This window comes from Stappia sp. TSB10GB4, from assembly GCF_900185745.1.
Taxonomy (GTDB): Bacteria; Pseudomonadota; Alphaproteobacteria; order Rhizobiales; family Stappiaceae; genus Stappia.
Map to the genome: position 1 here is coordinate 15206 of NZ_FYAV01000028.1, position 17808 is coordinate 33013.

14 protein-coding genes are annotated in these 17808 nt (G+C 66.3%); 4 read left to right on the plus strand and 10 right to left on the minus strand.

The window, feature by feature from the left end; translation table 11 throughout:
• Positions 1-84 precede the first annotated feature (84 nt).
• On the plus strand, positions 85-1467 hold the full coding sequence (locus tag TSB10GB4_RS03735) for a trehalose-6-phosphate synthase (RefSeq protein ID WP_186394618.1): 1383 nt from the start codon (positions 85-87) through the stop codon (positions 1465-1467).
• 78 nt (positions 1468-1545) lie between these two features.
• On the opposite strand, the gene hppD is transcribed toward TSB10GB4_RS03735, so the two are convergent.
• Positions 1546-2658: a 4-hydroxyphenylpyruvate dioxygenase gene (gene hppD, locus TSB10GB4_RS03740; RefSeq protein WP_186394619.1), complete on the minus strand. Its 1113-nt coding sequence runs from the start codon at positions 2656-2658 to the stop codon at positions 1546-1548.
• A gap of 136 nt (positions 2659-2794) precedes the next feature.
• On the opposite strand from hppD, the gene TSB10GB4_RS03745 reads away from it, so the two are divergent.
• The 3 genes from TSB10GB4_RS03745 (at position 2795) to TSB10GB4_RS03755 (ending at position 5803) form a co-directional block, all read left to right on the plus strand.
• Positions 2795-3259, plus strand: a complete 465-nt coding sequence (locus TSB10GB4_RS03745; RefSeq protein WP_186394620.1) for an Lrp/AsnC family transcriptional regulator — start codon at positions 2795-2797, stop codon at positions 3257-3259.
• A 114-nt stretch (positions 3260-3373) separates the two neighbouring features.
• Positions 3374-4093 carry a tellurite resistance TerB family protein gene (locus tag TSB10GB4_RS03750; protein ID WP_186394621.1) on the plus strand — a complete coding sequence of 240 codons (720 nt, stop codon included), beginning with the start codon at positions 3374-3376 and terminating at the stop codon, positions 4091-4093.
• 102 nt (positions 4094-4195) lie between these two features.
• A complete protein-coding gene (locus TSB10GB4_RS03755; protein WP_186394622.1) occupies positions 4196-5803 on the plus strand; it encodes a GMC family oxidoreductase in 1608 nt (535 codons plus the stop codon).
• A 171-nt stretch (positions 5804-5974) separates the two neighbouring features.
• Here the strand turns inward: TSB10GB4_RS03755 and TSB10GB4_RS03760 are convergent, their stop codons facing one another.
• From TSB10GB4_RS03760 to argE, 9 genes are all read right to left on the minus strand, one after another.
• The gene (locus TSB10GB4_RS03760; protein ID WP_186390275.1) at positions 5975-6256 is read right to left on the minus strand and encodes an SCP2 sterol-binding domain-containing protein; all 282 of its coding nucleotides are present in this window, start codon (positions 6254-6256) and stop codon (positions 5975-5977) included.
• A 118-nt stretch (positions 6257-6374) separates the two neighbouring features.
• Positions 6375-8174, minus strand: coding sequence for an IlvD/Edd family dehydratase (locus tag TSB10GB4_RS03765; protein ID WP_186394623.1), 1800 nt, complete (start codon positions 8172-8174; stop codon positions 6375-6377).
• 73 nt (positions 8175-8247) lie between these two features.
• A complete protein-coding gene (locus tag TSB10GB4_RS03770; protein WP_208984410.1) occupies positions 8248-10500 on the minus strand; it encodes a cation-translocating P-type ATPase in 2253 nt (750 codons plus the stop codon).
• Positions 10501-10603: 103 nt separating this feature from the next.
• Positions 10604-11632, minus strand: a complete 1029-nt coding sequence (locus tag TSB10GB4_RS03775; RefSeq protein ID WP_186390277.1) for an ABC transporter ATP-binding protein — start codon at positions 11630-11632, stop codon at positions 10604-10606.
• Entirely contained in the window at positions 11629-12615 is a 987-nt protein-coding gene (locus tag TSB10GB4_RS03780; RefSeq protein WP_186394624.1) for an ABC transporter ATP-binding protein, read from the minus strand. The genes TSB10GB4_RS03775 and TSB10GB4_RS03780 overlap by 4 nt, the downstream gene beginning before the upstream one ends.
• A 27-nt stretch (positions 12616-12642) precedes the next feature.
• Positions 12643-13602 (minus strand): ABC transporter permease, encoded by a 960-nt coding sequence (locus TSB10GB4_RS03785; protein WP_186394625.1) that lies wholly within the window; start codon positions 13600-13602, stop codon positions 12643-12645.
• A gap of 9 nt (positions 13603-13611) precedes the next feature.
• Positions 13612-14589: an ABC transporter permease gene (locus tag TSB10GB4_RS03790; RefSeq protein ID WP_186390280.1), complete on the minus strand. Its 978-nt coding sequence runs from the start codon at positions 14587-14589 to the stop codon at positions 13612-13614.
• A gap of 166 nt (positions 14590-14755) precedes the next feature.
• Entirely contained in the window at positions 14756-16339 is a 1584-nt protein-coding gene (locus tag TSB10GB4_RS03795; RefSeq protein ID WP_186394626.1) for an ABC transporter substrate-binding protein, read from the minus strand.
• 307 nt (positions 16340-16646) lie between these two features.
• On the minus strand, positions 16647-17807 hold the full coding sequence (gene argE / locus TSB10GB4_RS03800) for an acetylornithine deacetylase (RefSeq protein WP_186394627.1): 1161 nt from the start codon (positions 17805-17807) through the stop codon (positions 16647-16649).
• Position 17808 lies beyond the last annotated feature (1 nt).

Below are 17808 nucleotides of genomic sequence, written 5' to 3' on the forward strand. Positions count from 1 at the left end.
GTTCCGCGATCGATGACGGTGCTGTCCGGGTGCGCTCGCCGCTCGGCGCCGAGGCACTCGCCGCGCAACACCACGGAGAACCCAATGTCCAGACTCGTCGTCGTTTCCAACCGTGTCGGTCCGCTCAAGGATACCGGCCGGGCTGGCGGTCTGGCGGTGGCGCTGGTCGATGCCCTGAGCGAGACGGGGGGGCTGTGGTTCGGCTGGAGCGGCGACCTCTCCGAGGAGGGAACCTTCGGCACCCTCAAAGAGGGCGGCGGCACGCGCAAGGTGGCGATGGCGACGGTCGACATGGCCCAGGCCGATTACGACGAGTTCTATGCCGGCTATGCCAATCGCACGCTCTGGCCGGTGCTGCATTATCGCCTCGACCTTGCGGTTTTCGACCGACGTTTCGAGGACGGCTATCGGCGGGTCAACGAGCGGTTCGCGACGCGTCTGCGTCCGCTGCTCCAGGCCGACGACATCATCTGGGTGCATGACTACCATTTCCTGCCCTTCGCGGCGGAGCTGCGGGCGATGGATATCGGCAATCCGATCGGGTTCTTCCTGCACATTCCCTTCCCGGCCCCGGAAATTCTGGCTGGCCTGCCCAACGCAGAAAGGCTGGTCCGGCGAATGCTGGCCTATGACGTGATCGGCTTCCAGACGCGAAGGGATGCCGCCAATTTCCGCCGCTTCGCGGTGGAAGAGCTTGGAGCGGTCGAACGTGACGGGGGCGCGCTGGAGGTCGGCGGCGGCGTGGTGATCGCCCGCGCCTTTCCCATCGGCATCGATGCGGCCGGCTTTGCCCGGCAGGCGACGACGCCGGAAGCGCGGCGCAACACCGCGCGCATGGAGAAGCTGCTGGCGGGGCGCCAGCAGATCATCGGTGTCGACCGGATCGATTATTCCAAGGGCCTGCCGGAGCGGTTTCGCGCCTTCGATCGCTTGCTGGAGGACTATCCCGAGAACCGGGGCAGGGTGAGCCTGATGCAGGTGGCGCCGCCGTCCCGCGCCGAACTGGACGCCTATGCGGAAATCCGCCGCGAGCTCGAGGAGTTGACGGGGAACATCAACGGGCGTTTCGCCGATGTCGACTGGACACCGATCCGCTACATGACCCGGTCCTTCACCCGGCGGGCGCTCGCCGGGATCTATCGCGCGAGCCGCGTCGCGCTGGTGACGCCGCTGCGGGACGGTATGAACCTGGTGGCCAAGGAGTATGTCGCGGCGCAGCGGGCGGAGGATCCGGGCGTGGTGGTGCTGTCGCGCTTCGCGGGGGCGGCGGAGGACATGCCGGAGGCGCTGATCGTCAATCCGCATTCGGCGGAAGGGGTGGCATCGAGCCTGCAGACGGCGCTCAACATGCCGCTGGAGGAGCGCCGCTCGCGCTGGCAGGCGCTCTATGAGCGCATCTGCCAACACGATGCGGCGGCCTGGGCCGGCTCGTTCCTGGAGACCTTGCGCGGCCGTGCGACCATCTGACGGCGCAAGGCTTGACCGAAGCGGGAAAGGGGAGCGGGCCTGCCGCTCTCCCAGAACCCCTCGCGGATCAGGCCATCGTCACTCGGCCGCGTCGACCTTGATCACGCCGCGGCGGATCTGATCCTCCTCGATCGACTCGAACAGGGCACGGAAGTTGCCCTCGCCGAAGCCCTCGTCGCCCTTGCGCTGGATAAACTCGAAGAAGATCGGCCCGATGACGGTCTTGGAGAAGATCTGCAGCAGGATCTTGGTCATGCCGCCGTTCACCACGCCTTCACCGTCGATCAGGATGCCGTGCTTTTTCATCCGTTCGATCGGCTCGTCATGGCCGTGCACACGGTCGCGCGACATCTCGTAATAGGTGTCGGGCGGGCCGGGCATGAATTTGAGGCCGTTGTCCGACAGGCGGTCGGTGGCGTCGTAGATATTGTCCGTGCCGACTGCGATGTGCTGGATGCCTTCGCCCTTGTACTTGCGCAGGTACTCGGCGATCTGGCTGGTCTCGTCCTTCGATTCGTTGAGCGGGATGCGGATCTTGCCGCAGGGCGAGGTGATCGCGCGGCTGACAAGGCCGGTGATGCGGCCGTCGATGTCGAAGAAGTGGATCTGCTTGAAGCCGAACAGGTCGCGGTAGAAGTCCCACCACTTGTCCATGTTGCCGCGATAGACATTGTGGGTCAGGTGGTCGAGATAGTAGAAGCCGACGCCCGCCGGGCGCGGATCGCGCTCGTCCAGCCACTCGAACTCGTCGTCATAGGCCGAGCCCTTGGCGCCATAGGTCTCGACGAAATAGAGCAGCGAGCCGCCGATGCCGACGATGGCCGGGACATTGAGCGCCTTGTCGTCGCCGACATAGGGCGTCGCGCCCTTGCTCACCGCGTGCTCGAACGCGTGGCGCGCATCGACCACACGCCAGGCCATCGAGGGAGCGCAGGGGCCGTGCTCCTCGACAAAGCGCATCGCATGCGAGCCGGGCTCCGCATTCAGCACATAGGTGATGTCGCCCTGACGGTAGAGGGTGATCGCCTTGCTCTTGTGCCGGGCCACGGGCACATAGCCCATGCGGCGGAACAGGGCGTCGAGCTTGTCCGGTTCGGGATGGGAAAACTCGACGAACTCGAAGCCGTCCGTGCCGGCCGGGTTGGTCTCGTCGATCCTGGCGGGCGGAGCGTCGTGCGGAAACGGTCCCATGTTGTCCTCCTCTGGAACACGGTCTTGCAAGCTTCGCACAGTATGCGGCCGGATCGATGCAAGGTGCGTGCATTTTGGGTGGCATATGATCTATCTATGCATGAAACATGCATGATAGCGATGGGGGTTGCACAGGTTGACGGATCTGGACTCTTTCGACATTCGCCTGCTCGCAAGCCTGCAGGACGACGCGTCGGTTACCAACCAGCAACTGGGCGAGCGGATCGGCCTGTCTGCCTCGCAGGTCTCCCGGCGGCGGCAGAGGCTGGAAGAGGCCGGCGTCATCCGCCGCTACCGGGCCGATGTCGACGCGGCCGCCGTCGGCTTCAGCGTCGTTGCCTTCGTCGGCGTCGCACTCAACGCGCACAGCCGGCAGAACGCCCGCCGCTTTCGCGACCTGGTACGAGCTCTGCCAGAGGTCCAGGAGGCGCATGTGCTGACGGGCGACATGGATTACATGCTGAAGGTCGCGGTGGCGGATCTGGCCGCCCTCTCGCGTTTCATCAATGACGAGCTGCTGCCGCATGACGCGGTGCGCAATGTCCGCTCGTCCATCGCCATGGAGACTTTGAAGGACGACAATCGCCTGCCTTTTGCCTGACGGGCGAACTCCGCCGCTTGCGGCCGGCTCGGCGCCTTCCCATCTGCAGACAGGGCACGGCGATCCGCACGAAACTGCCCGAAGAGACCCGCTGACCGAGGAGTGAAGGCGACCATGTTCGATGCGCGCAAACTGCTGGAGGAGTTTCTGGGGTCGACGGCCGGAACTTCGGGAGGCGGGCAAGGCGGCGGCGGGCCGGACGACCTTCTTCGGCGCGGCCAGGAGTATCTGCGGTCCAACTCGGGCAGCCTTGCCCGCGGGGCACTGGCCGGCGGCCTCGCGGGGCTTCTGCTCGGTACCAAGGGCGGTCGCAAGCTCGGCAAGTCGGCGCTGACCTATGGCGGCATGGCCCTGGTGGCGGGCCTCGCCTACAAGGCCTATCGCGACTATCGGGGAGAAGGCGCGACGCCGGCGCCGGTGCTGCCGCCGCCGGACGAGTCTCCGTTCTCGCCGACCAATCAGCCCGGCGGGGAGCAGGACTTCGCCCTGGTTCTGCTGACGGCGATGATCGCGGCGGCGAAAGCGGACGGGCATATCGACGCGGACGAGCAGCGCAGGATCTTCGACAAGCTGGATACGCTGGCCCTCGACAGCGAGGCCAAGGCTTTCGTGATGGACGAGTTGCGGGCGCCGCTCGACATCGAGCGGGTGGTCAGGGGTGCGAGGAGCCCGGAGGCCGCGCTGGAGATCTATGCCGCTTCGCGGCTTGCCATCGATCCGGATCATCCGGCGGAGCGTGCCTATCTGCAGATGCTTGCCGCCCGCCTCGGACTGGAGCCTGGCCTTGCCGAAGAGGTCGACAGGGCCGTTGCGGAGGTGAACGGCGCGTCCTGACACGGCCGGCGTCTTCTTCTCTCCCGGGTGGGTGTTCCCGCCTTGCCTTCGCTTGCGGCAGCGGGCATCGTTCCGCTCCACGGGGCTAGGCAGGGAGGAACCATGCGCGACCTGGGGGAATGGGACTACGTGGTCGTCGGCGCGGGGTCGGCCGGATGTGTGCTGGCAAACCGCCTTTCGGCCGATCCGCAGGTCAAGGTCCTGCTGCTGGAGGCCGGCGGCAAGGACGATTACGTCTGGATCCACATTCCCGTCGGCTATCTCTACTGCATGGGCAATCCCCGGACCGACTGGGGCTTCAAGACCGCGCCGGAGCCCGGCCTCAACGGCCGCTCGCTGGCCTATCCGCGCGGCCGCGTGCTCGGCGGCTGCTCGGCAATCAACGGCATGATCTACATGCGCGGCCAGGCCCGCGACTATGACGGATGGCGCCAGATGGGGCTGGAGGGCTGGGGCTGGGACGATGTCCTGCCGCTGTTCCGGCGTGCCGAGGACCATTATCAACTGTCCGACGACATGCATGGCCGGGGCGGCGAATGCCGGGTCGAGGAGCAGCGCCTGTCCTGGGCGATTCTCGATGCGGTGCGCGATGCCTGCGAGGAAGTCGGCATTCCGAAGATCGACGACTTCAACCGCGGCGATAATTTCGGCTCCTCCTACTTTCAGGTGACGCAGCGCGGCGGTATCCGCTGGACGGCGGCAAAGGGATTTCTCAAGCCCGTGGCCGACCGGCAGAACCTGCGGATCCTCACGGGCGCGCAGGTGACCCGGCTGGTGACCTCCGACGGGCGGGTGAGCGGTGTCGAGCTCACTGTCGACGGCACTCCGGCGCATGCCCGCGTTGCGGGCGAGCTGGTGCTGTCGGCCGGGGCCATCGGGTCACCGCAGATCCTCGAACTCTCCGGCATCGGCGATCCGGACGTGCTTGCCCGCCAGGGCATCGATGTGATCGCCGAAAGCCGTCAGGTGGGCAACAACCTGCAAGATCATCTGCAGATCCGCACGATCTTCAAGGTCAGCGGGGCGGTCACGCTGAACCAGCTCGCCTCCAGCCTGTTCGGCAAGGCGAGGATCGCGATGCAATACGCGCTGTCGCGTTCCGGGCCGATGTCGATGGCCCCGTCGCAGCTCGGCGTGTTTGCCCGTTCCGATCCGTCTTTCGAGACTGCGAACATCGAGTATCACGTGCAGCCGCTGTCGCTGGACAGGTTCGGTGAGCCGCTGCACCCCTTCCCGGCGATCACCTTGAGCGTGTGCAATCTGCGCCCCGAAAGCCGGGGCAGCGTGCATGTCGCAAGCCGGGATCCGCTGGCACATCCCGAGATCCGCCCGAACTACCTGTCCACGGCCGGCGATCGCAAGGTTGCTGCCGACAGCATCCGGCTGACGCGGCGTATCATGGCGACGGATGCCATGGCCCGGTTCTCGCCTGTCGAGCATCTGCCGGGTCCGCTGGTGCGCAGCGACGAGGACCTGGCGCGGGCGGCGGGCGATATCGGCACGACGATCTTCCATCCGGTCGGCACCTGCCGGATGGGCGCGGATGAGGCGTCGGTCGTCGATGGGCGGTTGCGGTTGCGGGCCGTTGCCGGCGTTCGTGTTGCCGATGCCTCCGTCATGCCGGCGATCACCTCGGGCAACACGGCGGTGCCGACGATGATGATCGCCGAGAAGGCGGCGGAGATGATCCGCGCGGACCGGCGCGCCTGAACCTCGACGTTCTGGCCTGTTGCCCCGCGTCCGTGGAGGGGGCGGTGTCGATGGTTTGCTTGCGCTGCAGGAGCAGAGCCAAGCCTCAAACGCAAAGACCCCGGCGATGCCCTATCGCCGGGGTCTTTTGCGCGGGGGCGAGATCTGCTCTCGCCCCCGTGTGCGGCTGCTTCAGACGATGCTGCCAAGCTTCATCGCGACGCCCATGTCGCCGGCAACCTTGATCTTGCCGGTCATGAAGGCGGTGGTCGGATTGAGGTTGCCGGCCAGCAGCTCGGCGAGATTGGCCTGCGAGATCGAGATCGTGCAATCGGCGTCCTTGTCCTCGTTGGAGACGCTCGCCCCCTCCACATAAATCACCCCGGCATCGCCGCAGTTGAACTTCACGCTGTCGGAAATGCCGCCGCCGGCCACCTTGCCGCGAATGGTCTGCGTCAGTTCGTCCATCGTCATGCTGTATCCTCCTGTCGACGGTTCGTCCGGTGCCTGCACACAAGCATGACGCTTACGTAATCGTCAAGCCGTAACGAGAGGCCGGAACCTCTCCGCTGCCGCCGAGCGGTCCGATCGTTCAGTGATTGTCGCGCGGCAGCCCCTTGGTGGCGGCGATGTCACGATAATTGACGGCCGGCTTCAGGACCATGCCCCTGTCGAACTGGTCGACGATGCCGCGCTGGATCTCCTGCCAGGGGGTCTGGTGCTCGGGAAAGGCAAAGCCGCCAGATGCGGCAAGCTCCGCCCGTCGCCGCTCCAGTTCCGTCGCGTCGATGAGGATATCGGCGGTGCATTTGCGCAGGTCGATGCGCACGCGGTCGCCGGTTTTCAGCAGCGCGAGGCCGCCGCCGGCCGCCGCTTCCGGCGAGGCATTGAGGATCGAGGCCGAACCGGAGGTGCCGGATTGCCGCCCGTCGCCGATGCAGGGCATCGCGTGGATGCCGCGCTTGATCAGGGCCGCGGGCGGCTGCATGTTCACCACCTCGGCGCCGCCCGGGTAGCCGATCGGGCCGGTGCCGCGGATGAACAGCAGGCAATGCTCGTCGATCTGAAGGTCCGGATCGTCGATGCGGTGGTGATAGTCCTCGGGTCCCTCGAAGACGATGGCGCGGCCCTCGAAGGCGTCGGGATCGTCGGGATTGGAGAGGTAGCGGTCACGGAACTCCTTCGAGATCACGCTGGTCTTCATGATCGCGCTGTCGAAGAGGTTGCCCTTCAGGTTCAGGAAGCCCGCCTTGTCGACCAGCGGATCGCTTACCGGCCGGATGACCCGCGTATCGAGGTTCTCCGCCTCCCGGCAATTGTCGCCGAGGCTCTTGCCGTTGACGGTCAGCGCCTGCGGGTGTGGCAGGCGGTTCGCCTTCATCAACTCGCCGATGACCGCCGGCACGCCGCCGGCATGGTGATAGTCCTCGCCGAGATACTCGCCGGCCGGCTGCATGTTGACGATCAGCGGAACGTCGTGGCCGAGCCGCTGCCAGTCGTCATTGTCGAGCAGCACGCCGAGATGCCGGGCAATGGCGTTCAGATGGATCGGCGCATTGGTCGAGCCGCCGATGGCCGAGTTGACGACGATGGCGTTCTCGAAGGCTTCGCGGGTCATGATGTCGGAGGGCTTCAGGTCCTCCCAGACCATGTCGACGATCCTGAGGCCCGTCTGGTAGGCGAGTTGTGCGCGCTCGCGATAGGTGGCGGGAATGGCCGCCCCGCCGGGAAGCTGCATGCCGAGGGACTCGGCCAGCGAGTTCATCGTCGTCGCCGTGCCCATCGTGTTGCAGTAGCCGACGGAGGGAGCGGAGGAGGCGACGAGGTCCATGAAGCCGGCATAGTCGATCTCGCCGGCCGCCAGCATCTCTCGCGCTTTCCAGACGATGGTACCGGAGCCGGTCCGCTCGCCCCGGTGCCAGCCATTGAGCATCGGCCCGACCGACAGCGCGATGGCCGGAATGTTGACGGTCGCCGCCGCCATCAGGCAGGCGGGCGTGGTCTTGTCGCAGCCAATGGTCAGCACCACGCCGTCGATCGGATAGCCGTAGAGCAGTTCGACGAGGCCGAGATAGGCGAGGTTGCGGTCGAGCGAGGCGGTCGGCCGCTTGCCGGTCTCCTGGATTGGGTGCACCGGAAACTCGAAACAGATGCCGCCGGCCTCGCGGATGCCCTCGCGCACCCGCTTGGCCAGTTCGATGTGGTGGCGGTTGCAGGGCGAGAGATCGGATCCCGTCTGGGCGATGCCGATGATCGGCTTGCCGGACTGCAATTCCTCCCGCGTCAGCCCGTAGTTGAGGTAGCGCTCGATATAGAGCGCCGTCATGCCCGGATCGTCCGGATTGTCGAACCAAGCGCGGGAACGAAGGGTCTTGGGATCTCTGGTTCTCATGCCGGTCTCCGGTGGCGTGTGGCTACCTATTTGTAATACAATAATCGCCGGATCAATGCCGAGCCCGATGTTTTCAGCCGTCTTTTGCCCGCCAGCGGCGCAACAGCGCGGCATTGGTCACCACCGAGACCGAGGACAGGGCCATCGCCGCACCGGCCAGCGCTGGCGTGAGCAGGCCGAACGCTGCCAGCGGAATGCCGACGACATTGTAGATGAAGGCCCAGAACAGGTTCTGGCGGATCTTGCGGACCGTGGCACGCGAGATGTCGATGGCGTCGGCGACGAGATCCGGGCGGGCGCGCATCAAGGTGACGCCGGCGGTTTCCATCGCGACTTCCGTGCCGCTGCCCATGGCGATGCCGACGCTGGCTGCGGCAAGGGCGGGGGCGTCGTTGACACCGTCGCCGACCATGGCGACGGTGCGGCCCTTGCCCGTCAGTTCGGCGACCGTCTCGGCCTTGCCTTCGGGGGCCACGCCGGCAATGATCCGGGCGATACCGGCTTCCGCCGCGACCGCTTTTGCAACGGCTTCCGTGTCGCCGGTGAGCATCACCGTTTCGATCTTCATGTCGGCGAGCCGGCGCAGCGCGGTCGGCGTCTCGGCACGCAGGGTGTCGGCCATGGCGATCACGCCGACCGCCCGGCCGGCAATGGCAATGCCGGCGCAGGTCTTTCCCTGGGCCTCGAACTCCCGGAAAATCTGCTGCACGAGGAAGGTGTCGACCGCGTGGGTCTCGAGCAGCCGGCGATTGCCGATGAGGACCTGTTCGCCGGCAATGTCTGCGACGATTCCCTGGCCCGCGATGGCGCGGAACTGTCCGGGACGCGCAAGCTGGAGGCCGCGCTCGCGGGCGGCCGCGACGATGGCCCCGGCCAAAGGATGCTCGCTCGGCAACTGGGCGCTGGCGGCGATCAGCAGCAGTCGATCCGGATTGCCGTCGAAGGGGCGAATGTCGGTGACGGCCGGAGTGCCGCGGGTCAGGGTTCCGGTCTTGTCGAAGACGACGGTGTCGACGGAGTGCGCGGTCTCCAGAGCCTCGATGTCGCGGATCAGGATGCCGGCGCGGGCCGCCGCCCCGGTGCCGGCGACCAGCGCCGTCGGCGTGGCAAGGCCGAGCGCGCAGGGGCATGCGATCACAAGAACCGCCACGGTGGCGCCGATGGTTGCGTCAAGCCCCGCGCCCGAGAACCACCAGGCGGCGAAGGTTGCGAGCGCCACGACGACGACGATCGGCACGAACACCGCCGATACCTGGTCCACCAGCTTCTGGACGGGAGCCTTGGAGCTCTGCGCGTTCTCGACGAGGCGAATGATCGCCGCGAGTTTGCTGTCGCCGGCGACGGCGGTCACTTCCACGGTGAGCGCGCCGGACCCGTTGATCGTGCCGCCGATCACCTGGTCGCCGGGCGTCTTCGCTACCGGCAGGCTTTCACCGGTCAGCAACGCCTCGTCCACCTCGCTTGCTCCCTCGCGGACCGTCCCGTCGACAGGCACGCGCTCGCCCGGGCGCACGAGGATGGTGTCGCCGGGAAACAGGCTCTCGACGGCAACGGTTTCGATGTCCTGGCCGGAAACAAGATGGGCGACCTGGGGCTTCAGCTCGCTCAAGGCACGGATGGCGGCGGTGGTCGTGCGCTTGGCGCGCATTTCAAGCAGCTTGCCGAACAGGATCAGGGTCAGGATGACCGCCGAGGCCTCGAAATAGAGATGGCCGGGTTCCTGCGGCCAGGCCAGCACGGTCAGGATCAGGCTGTAGCCATAGGCGGCGGTGGTGCCCAGAACGACGAGGACGTCCATATTCGCACCGCCGCCGGCAAGGGCTTTCCACGCCCCGACATAGAAGCGGCGGCCGACAAGGACCTGCACGAAACCGGCCAGGATCGCCTGAGCCCAGGCCGGCGGCATCAGCATCATGCCGAAGGGTGCTGCCGCCATCGAGGCGACCATGGGGGCGGACATCAGCGCGGAGAAGACCAGAAGCAGCAGGGTGCGCCGTTCGTCGCGGCGGGTGCGGGCGTCGGTCTCGTCCTGCCGGCGCTTCTCGTCCTGCCAGCCGGTCGAGCGCTCGCTGGCTGAATAGCCCGTCGCTTCGATGGCGGAGACGATGTCACCGGTGGACACGCTGCCATCCGTCTCGATCACCGCGGTTTCGAGCGGCAGGTTGACCGAGGCGCGCAGGATGCCGGGCTTGCGCCGCAGCACCTTCTCGACGCGGGCGGAGCAGGCGGCGCAGGTCATGCCGCCGATGTCGAGATGGACAAGGGCACGGGTGTCGGTCGCTGGCGCGGCGGCCATCGGGGCGATGTCGGGGGCGGCCTGGGTCATCCGCGTGTCTCCGTTGCGGGCGCCCGACCGCTGGGAGGGCGGCGGCGCCGATGATCTCGACACCGGGTATAGGCCTTCCGGTCGCTGGAAGGTCAAGGGGGCGTCAGGTGCGCCCTTCCTCGACCGCATGGCATGCCACGCCGGTACTGCCGATCTCCCGCAACAGCGGCAGATCCCGCTTGCAGCGGTCATTGGCCAAAGGGCAGCGGGGATGGAAGGCGCAGCCGCTCGGCGGATTGATCGGGTTGGGAATCTCGCCTTCCACCGGGCGCCGGGGCGTGCCCGTCATCTCCAGGTCCGGGATCGCGGCCAGCAGCATCCGGGTGTAGGGGTGGCGCGGATTGCGGAAGAGCTCCCGGCTCTCCGCCACCTCGACCAGGCGGCCGAGATACATGACGCCGATGCGCCTGGCCATGTGGCGGACGACGGCGAGATCGTGACTGATGAACAGGTAGGTCAGTCCGAACTCGTCCTGCAGGTCGCGCATCAGGTTGAGGATCTGCGCCTGCACGGAGACGTCCAGCGCCGAGGTCGGCTCGTCGCAGACGAGGAACTCCGGCTTCGAGGCGAGCGCGCGGGCGATACAGATGCGCTGGCGTTGCCCGCCGGAAAACTCGTGCGGATACTTGGCGCCGTCGCGCGGATGCAGGCGCACCAGCTCGAGAAGTTCGCCGACGCGGGCCGCAATCGCGTCCTCGGAGCTTTCCAGGCGGAAGGCGCGGATCGGCTCGGCGATGATCCGGTCGACGCGCCAGCGCGGGTTGAGGCTGGCATAGGGGTCCTGGAAGATCATCTGGATGCGCCGCCGCAACTCGCGCATCTCCTGCCCCGCCTGGTGGCGGGACCGCATGTCGACGCCGTCGATGCGGATCTCGCCGGCGCTCGCCTCCAGAAGGCCCACCACCATCTTCGCGACCGTCGACTTGCCCGATCCGGATTCGCCGACGAGCGCGAATGTCTCGCCCTTGGAGATGGAGAAGGAGATATCCTGCGCGGCTTTCAGAAAGGCCCTGGGCGAGCGCTCCAGCACCCGGTTCAGCCAGGGCTTGGAGACATCGAAGGTGCGCGACAGGGAGCGGACCTCGACGACGGGACCCGTGTCCGCCACGGCGGGCTGCGCGGCTGTGCTCATCGGCTTGCCTCTTCGCTCTCGAGCAGTTTCCAGCAGGCGGCCTGGCTTTCGCCGGCCGGAATGAGGTCAGGCCGCTCCACCCGGCAGCGGTCCATGGTCAGCGCGCAGCGCGGATTGAAGGCGCAGCCGGTGGGAATGGAATCGAGCCGCGGCATCGAACCTGGGATCTGCGTCAACCGGTCGTGATCGCCGGTGAGCGAGGGAATCGCGCCCATCAGGCCGATCGTGTACGGGTGGCTCGGCGACTTGATGACGTCCCTGACCGGCCCGATCTCGGCAATGCGGCCGGAATACATCACCGCCACCCGGTCGGCGGTCTCGGCGATGACGCCCATGTCGTGGGTGATCAGCATCACCGCCGTGCCGTGATCGCGGCAGACGCGCTGCAACAGGCGGATGATCTGCGACTGCACCGACACGTCGAGAGCGGTGGTCGGCTCGTCCGCGATCACCAGTTCCGGCTCGGCGCACAGGGCAAGGGCGATTACGACGCGCTGGCGCATGCCGCCGGAGAACTGGTGCGGATAGGCGGACAGGCGCTGTCCGGCCGCCGGGATTCCGACTTCCTCCAGCAGCGCCACTGCCCGGTCTCGCGCCTGCCGCTCGGAGACCGGCAGATGCGTCATGATCGTCTCGATGATCTGGTCGCCGATGGTGAAGAGCGGATTGAGGCTGGTCAGCGGGTCCTGGAACACCATGCCGATGCGCTTGCCGCGCAGCTTTCGCATCGCCGCCGGCGGCAAATTGTCGATACGCTCGCCCTTCAGGCGGATCTCGCCGCCGGCGATGCGGCCAGGCGGCTCGAGCAGGCCGATCACCGCGGTTCCGGTGAGCGACTTGCCCGCGCCGGATTCGCCGACGACGCCCAGCACCTCGCCTTCGCGCAGGTCGAAGGAGATGCCGTCGATCGCCGTCAGCACGCCGCGGCGGGACGGGAATTCGATCCTGAGGTCTTTCACGGAAAGGAGGGGTTGTCCGGTCATGATCCGCCGTCTTCGTCCGTGTTGATGTCAGCGCAGCTTCGGGTTCAAGGCATCGCGCAACCAGTCGCCGAGCAGGTTCACCGCCAGCACCAGGATGGCGAGCGCGCAGCCGGGGAACATGGCGATCCACCATTCGCCCGAGAACAGGAAATCGTTGCCGATGCGCACCAGCGTCCCCAGCGAGGGCTGGGTGGGCGGAATGCCGACGCCGAGGAAAGACAGCGTCGCCTCGGTAATGACCGCAAGACCCAGGTTGATCGTGGCGATCACCAGCACCGGCCCGATGACGTTGGGCAGCACGTGGCGGATCATGATCAGGAAGGGCGGGATGCCGATCAGCCTTGCGGCCTGGACGTATTCCTTGTTGCGCTCCACCAGCGTCGAGCCGCGCACGGTGCGGGCGAACTGCACCCAGAAGGACAGCGCGATCGAAAAGACCAGGATCCAGAAGGCATAGCGTTCCCGGTCGAGATTGCCGACGAGGGCGCGGGCGACGCCGTCGACCAGCAGGGCGATCAGGATGGCGGGGAAGGTGAGCTGGACCTCGGCGATGCGCATGATGATGGCATCGACCTTGCCGCCGACATAGCCGGCGATCAGGCCGAGCAACACGCCGACGACGGCGGCGAAGAACACCGACAGGAAACCGACGGCGAGCGAGATGCGGGCACCGTAGAGGATACCGGAAAAGACGTCGCGGCCCTGGTCGTCGGTGCCGAGCAGATAGCTCGGATCATGATACTCCATGCCGATCGGCGGCAGCCGCGCATCGAGGATCGAGATGGTGGCAAGGTCGAAGGGATTGTGCGGAGCAAGCCAGGGAGCGAAGGCGGCGCCGACGACGAAAAGAAGCGTGATGAACGCCGACAGCACGGTCACCTTCGACCGCCAGAAGGAGTGGAAGATGTCGCTGTCGAGGACGCGGGCGATTCGGCCGGGAGCGGCCGGCTCCTGCCTGTCCGGCGTCTTGTCGGTGGCGGTGGTCATCGTCGCCTCCTAATGGGCTGCACGCTCGACCCGCAGGCGCGGGTCGACGCGGAAATAAAGCAGATCGACGATCAGGTTGATGGTCACGAACAGGAAGGCGATCAGCATGAGGTAGGCCGCCATGATCGGGATGTCGACATTCTGCACCGCCTGCAGGAACAGCAGGCCCATGCCTGGCCACTGGAACACCGTCTCGGTGATGATGGCGAAGGCGATGATCGAGCCGAGCTGCAGGCCGGTGATGGTGATCACCGGAACCAGCGTGTTCTTCAGCGCATGGCGGAAATTGATGCTGCGCTCCCGCAGGCCGCGTGCCCGGGCGAACTTGATGTAGTCCGTGCGGATCACCTCGAGCATTTCGGAGCGGACGAGCCGCATGATCAGCGTCATCTGGAACAGGCCGAGGGTGATGGCCGGCAGGATCAGCGCCTTGATGCCGCTCCAGGTCAGAAGGCCGGTCGACCACCAGCCCAGTTGCACGACCCCGCCGCGCCCGAAACTCGGCAGCCATTGCAGGGTGACCGCGAAGACGAAGATCAGCAGGATGCCGATGAAGAAGGTCGGCAGCGAGATGCCGATCAGCGAGATCGACAGGAACAGCTTGGACAGCCAACTGTCGCGATGCAGGCCGGTATAGACGCCCATCGGGATGCCGACCAGCAGGGCAAGGACCGCCGAGACGAAGGATAGCTCTAGGGTCGCCGGCAGGCGGCGCCCGATCAGTTCGGCCACCGGCTGGCGAAACTGGTAGGAGGTGCCGAAATCGAACCGGGCGGCCTTGGTGATGAAGCGGCCGAACTGAACGAGGACCGGGTCGTTGAGGCCGAGACGCTCCCGCAGCGCCTCGCGCTGCTCGGGTGTCGTCTCGACGCCGACCATCTGGTTGACAGGGTCGCCGACGAAGCGGAACAGGGTAAACGAGATCAGGGCCACGACAAGCATGACCAAGACGGCCTGCAGGAGGCGGCGGATGGTGAAGGCGAGCATGGGGCGCCTCTGCGTCAGGTGCCTCGGCCTTTGGCCGTCGGTTCCGGTTTGGCTGCGGCGATGGACCCGGTCAGCCGGGCCGATCCCGTGCGCCATCGGTCGGGTTTACCGAAAAAGCTGCAGCCCGGAACAAGGGTCCGGGCTGCAGGACTGGCGGAGGCCGATGCTACTTCTTCACGACCCAGCGGTAGTGGAACTGATCGTCCGCGCGCTGCACGACGTCCACATTCTCGGCAACACCCCAGGCCAGGGCCTGCTGGTGCAGCGGGATGTGGGACACATCCTCGTGGACGATCGTATAGGCCTGGGCGATCAGCTCGTCGCGCGTGGTCGGGTCGTTCTCGACCAGGATCTGGGCCGACAACTCGTCCACCTTCGGATTGCAGTATCCGCCAAGGTTGAAGGGACCACCCTTGCCCTTGTCGTCGCGGCAACCGGTGATGTTGGTCAGCACGTTCCAACTGTCGAAGGAGCCGGGCGTCCAGCCGAGCAGGTAGAACGAGGTATCATAGCCGCCGGAGGCGAGCACCTTGGCGAAATACTGTGCCTTCGGCTGGGCGTTCAGCTCGACCTTGATGCCGACGCGGGCGAGGAAGGAGGCAACCGCCTGGCAGATCGCCTCATCGTTGACGTAGCGGTCGTTCGGGCAGTCCATGCCGACGGAGAAGCCGTCCGCATAGCCAGCCTCGGCAAGCAGGGCCTTGGAGGCTTCCGGGTCATAGGGATGGCGCGTGAACTCGTCCGCACGCGAGTACTGGAACGGCGAGATGAGCAGGGCCGACGGGGTCGACAGGCCGCGCATGACCTTGTCGCGGATCGCGTCCATGTCGATGGCCTGGTAGAAGGCCTTGCGCACCCGCACGTCCTGGAACGGGTTCTTGCCCTTCACGCTGGAATAGAGCAGTTCGTCGCGCTTCTGGTCGAAGCCGAGGAAGATCGTGCGCAGCTCCGGCCCGGTCAGCGCCTTGGTCTGCGGGCTGTCCTCGACGCGCTTGATGTCCTGCACCGGGATCGGGAACACCATGTCGAGCTCGCCGGACAGGAGAGCCGCAACGCGGGTCGCGTCGGAGCCGATCGGCGTGAACTCGACCTTCTCGATGTTGCCGGCGACCTTGTCCCACCAGTCTTCGTTCTTCTCGAAGGTGGTTCTCACGCCCGGCTCGTGGCTGACCAGCTTGTAGGAACCGGTGCCGTTGGCGTGCAGCGAGGCATGGTTAGGGGTCGTGTCGGAGGCTGAGGTGACCTTGGTCGCGTTGTTCTCCTCGGTCCACTCCTTGTCCATGATGTACCAGGTGTCCCATTCGTAGTGGAGAATGGGATTCGGCCCGGTCAGCACGAAGTCGACAGTGTGGTCGTCGACCTTCTCGACCTTCACGTCGGCGCCGATGCGGGTGGTGAGGTCGGAGCCTTCCGAGCGCACGCGCTCGGCGGAGAAGACCACGTCGTCGGCCGTGAAGTCATTGCCGTTGTGGAACTTGACGCCCTTGCGCAGATAGAAGCGCCAGCGGGTCGGTTCGAGAACCTCCCAGCGCTCGGCGAGAGCCGGTTCGATGGTGAGGTCGGGCGCCCGCCGGGTCAGTCCCTCGTAGACATTGCCGAGCGTGCCGAGCGTGAAGGTCTCGTTCAGCGAGTAGGGATCGAGTTGGTTCAAGGTGCCCTGGAAGGCATAGCGGAGTGTCTCCGCCGACGCGGCCGTCCCCATCAGCGATGCGATGAGCGCTGCCGTCGCGAGTGTCGTTTTGATGCGCATGGTCCCCTCATGACTTTGTCGTTTTGTCGGATGCCCCGTTTATCGGATGCCCTGTCTGTGGACCGGTGCATCCGGTCCTATCCGACAGACCGCGTTGATGCGGTTCACAAGCCTGCATCTAAGCAATGTCGAAAGCGACAGTCCAGCACGCGCTGGGCGCGAAAGAGAGGAATTGCGGAAGTCGCGACGGAAGCACCATCCCGAGCCCGCGCCATTCCTTGTGCAAGGCTTGCCGCGCACCCCTTGCACAAGCATCGGGCGCCTGTGGATGACCTGAACGTTCGCAGGCAGCCCTGTCCAGGTTGCCCTAACGGCACATGTCGGCGATGAGCCGCGACACGAATCCGTCCGCTGCGACGATCTCCGCCGTCTCGATGTATTCGTCGGGCTGATGGGCCTGGTCGATCGAACCGGGACCGCAGACGACCGCGGAAATGCCGCGTTCCTGAAACTGTCCGGCCTCGGTGCCATAGACCACCATGTGCCGGCCGTTGTCGCCGGTAAGCCGGCGGGCTAGCGCTTCGGCCGGCCCGTCCTGCTCCTCGCTGAGGGCGGGAGCGTAGGCGAGCTTCTCGACGGTCACCCCCGTGTCGGCGTGGACGGCGCGCATGCCCGGCTCGACCTCGGTGCGGATGAAGGTCTCCAGCCGTTCGAGCCAGGCTTCCAGCGTGTCTCCGGGGACAGTGCGGATGTCGCAGAAGAAAGAGCAGGAGCGCGAGACGATATTGGCTGCCGTGCCGCCCTCGATCACGCCGCAATGCAGGGTCGTGAAAGGCGGGTCCATGGCAAGGGCCGGATCGGCGGCCCGCTGATTCTCGCGGGTGCGGTCATCGAGCCAGGAGATGATGCGGGCGGCATTGGCGATGGCCGAGACGCCGCGGTCCCACTGGCTGGAGTGAACCGAGTGGCCGCGCACGGTCACGCGGATGACCGCTGTTCCCTTATGCGCGGTGATGACGCGCATGTTGCTGGGTTCGCCGACCACGACCATCGACGGCTTGGGGCCGGAGCGCAGCATCGAATCGATCATCGGAGGTGCGCCGATGCAGCCCACTTCCTCGTCGTAGGACAGGGCGATGTGGATGGGACGGGTCAACGGTGCGGCGACCATCTGCGGCACGGCTGCCAGTGCCACGGCGGCGAAGCCCTTCATGTCGCAGGTGCCGCGGCCATAGAGTCGGCCATCGGCCTCGCGCAGGACGAACGGGTCGCTGCTCCAGGCCTGTCCTTCGACAGGTACGACGTCGGTGTGGGCGGACAGCGCCACGCCCCCGTCCTTGTGCGGGCCGATCACGGCGTGCAGCGCGGCCTTGGTGCCGGTGGCGTCGGGCACGCGCTGCGCGGCGATGCCGTGCTCCGCCAGATAGGTTTCGACGAAATCGATGAGATCGAGATTGCTGTTGGAGGAGACCGTCGGAAAGGCAACGAGACGGGCAAGCATTTCCTGGGAAGAATACTGTCGCGACATG

What these genes read in the sequence shown, in the direction of transcription:
- TSB10GB4_RS03735 (WP_186394618.1), top strand. Translation starts at nt 85, where the DNA reads ATGTCCAGACTCGTCGTCGTTTCCAACCGTGTCGGTCCGCTCAAGGAT.
- hppD (WP_186394619.1), bottom strand. Translation starts at nt 2,658, where the DNA reads ATGGGACCGTTTCCGCACGACGCTCCGCCCGCCAGGATCGACGAGACC.
- TSB10GB4_RS03750 (WP_186394621.1), top strand. Translation starts at nt 3,374, where the DNA reads ATGTTCGATGCGCGCAAACTGCTGGAGGAGTTTCTGGGGTCGACGGCC.
- TSB10GB4_RS03755 (WP_186394622.1), top strand. Translation starts at nt 4,196, where the DNA reads ATGCGCGACCTGGGGGAATGGGACTACGTGGTCGTCGGCGCGGGGTCG.
- TSB10GB4_RS03760 (WP_186390275.1), bottom strand. Translation starts at nt 6,256, where the DNA reads ATGACGATGGACGAACTGACGCAGACCATTCGCGGCAAGGTGGCCGGC.
- TSB10GB4_RS03765 (WP_186394623.1), bottom strand. Translation starts at nt 8,174, where the DNA reads ATGAGAACCAGAGATCCCAAGACCCTTCGTTCCCGCGCTTGGTTCGAC.
- TSB10GB4_RS03770 (WP_208984410.1), bottom strand. Translation starts at nt 10,500, where the DNA reads ATGACCCAGGCCGCCCCCGACATCGCCCCGATGGCCGCCGCGCCAGCG.
- TSB10GB4_RS03775 (WP_186390277.1), bottom strand. Translation starts at nt 11,632, where the DNA reads ATGAGCACAGCCGCGCAGCCCGCCGTGGCGGACACGGGTCCCGTCGTC.
- TSB10GB4_RS03780 (WP_186394624.1), bottom strand. Translation starts at nt 12,615, where the DNA reads ATGACCGGACAACCCCTCCTTTCCGTGAAAGACCTCAGGATCGAATTC.
- TSB10GB4_RS03785 (WP_186394625.1), bottom strand. Translation starts at nt 13,602, where the DNA reads ATGACCACCGCCACCGACAAGACGCCGGACAGGCAGGAGCCGGCCGCT.
- TSB10GB4_RS03790 (WP_186390280.1), bottom strand. Translation starts at nt 14,589, where the DNA reads ATGCTCGCCTTCACCATCCGCCGCCTCCTGCAGGCCGTCTTGGTCATG.
- TSB10GB4_RS03795 (WP_186394626.1), bottom strand. Translation starts at nt 16,339, where the DNA reads ATGCGCATCAAAACGACACTCGCGACGGCAGCGCTCATCGCATCGCTG.
- argE (WP_186394627.1), bottom strand. Translation starts at nt 17,807, where the DNA reads ATGTCGCGACAGTATTCTTCCCAGGAAATGCTTGCCCGTCTCGTTGCC.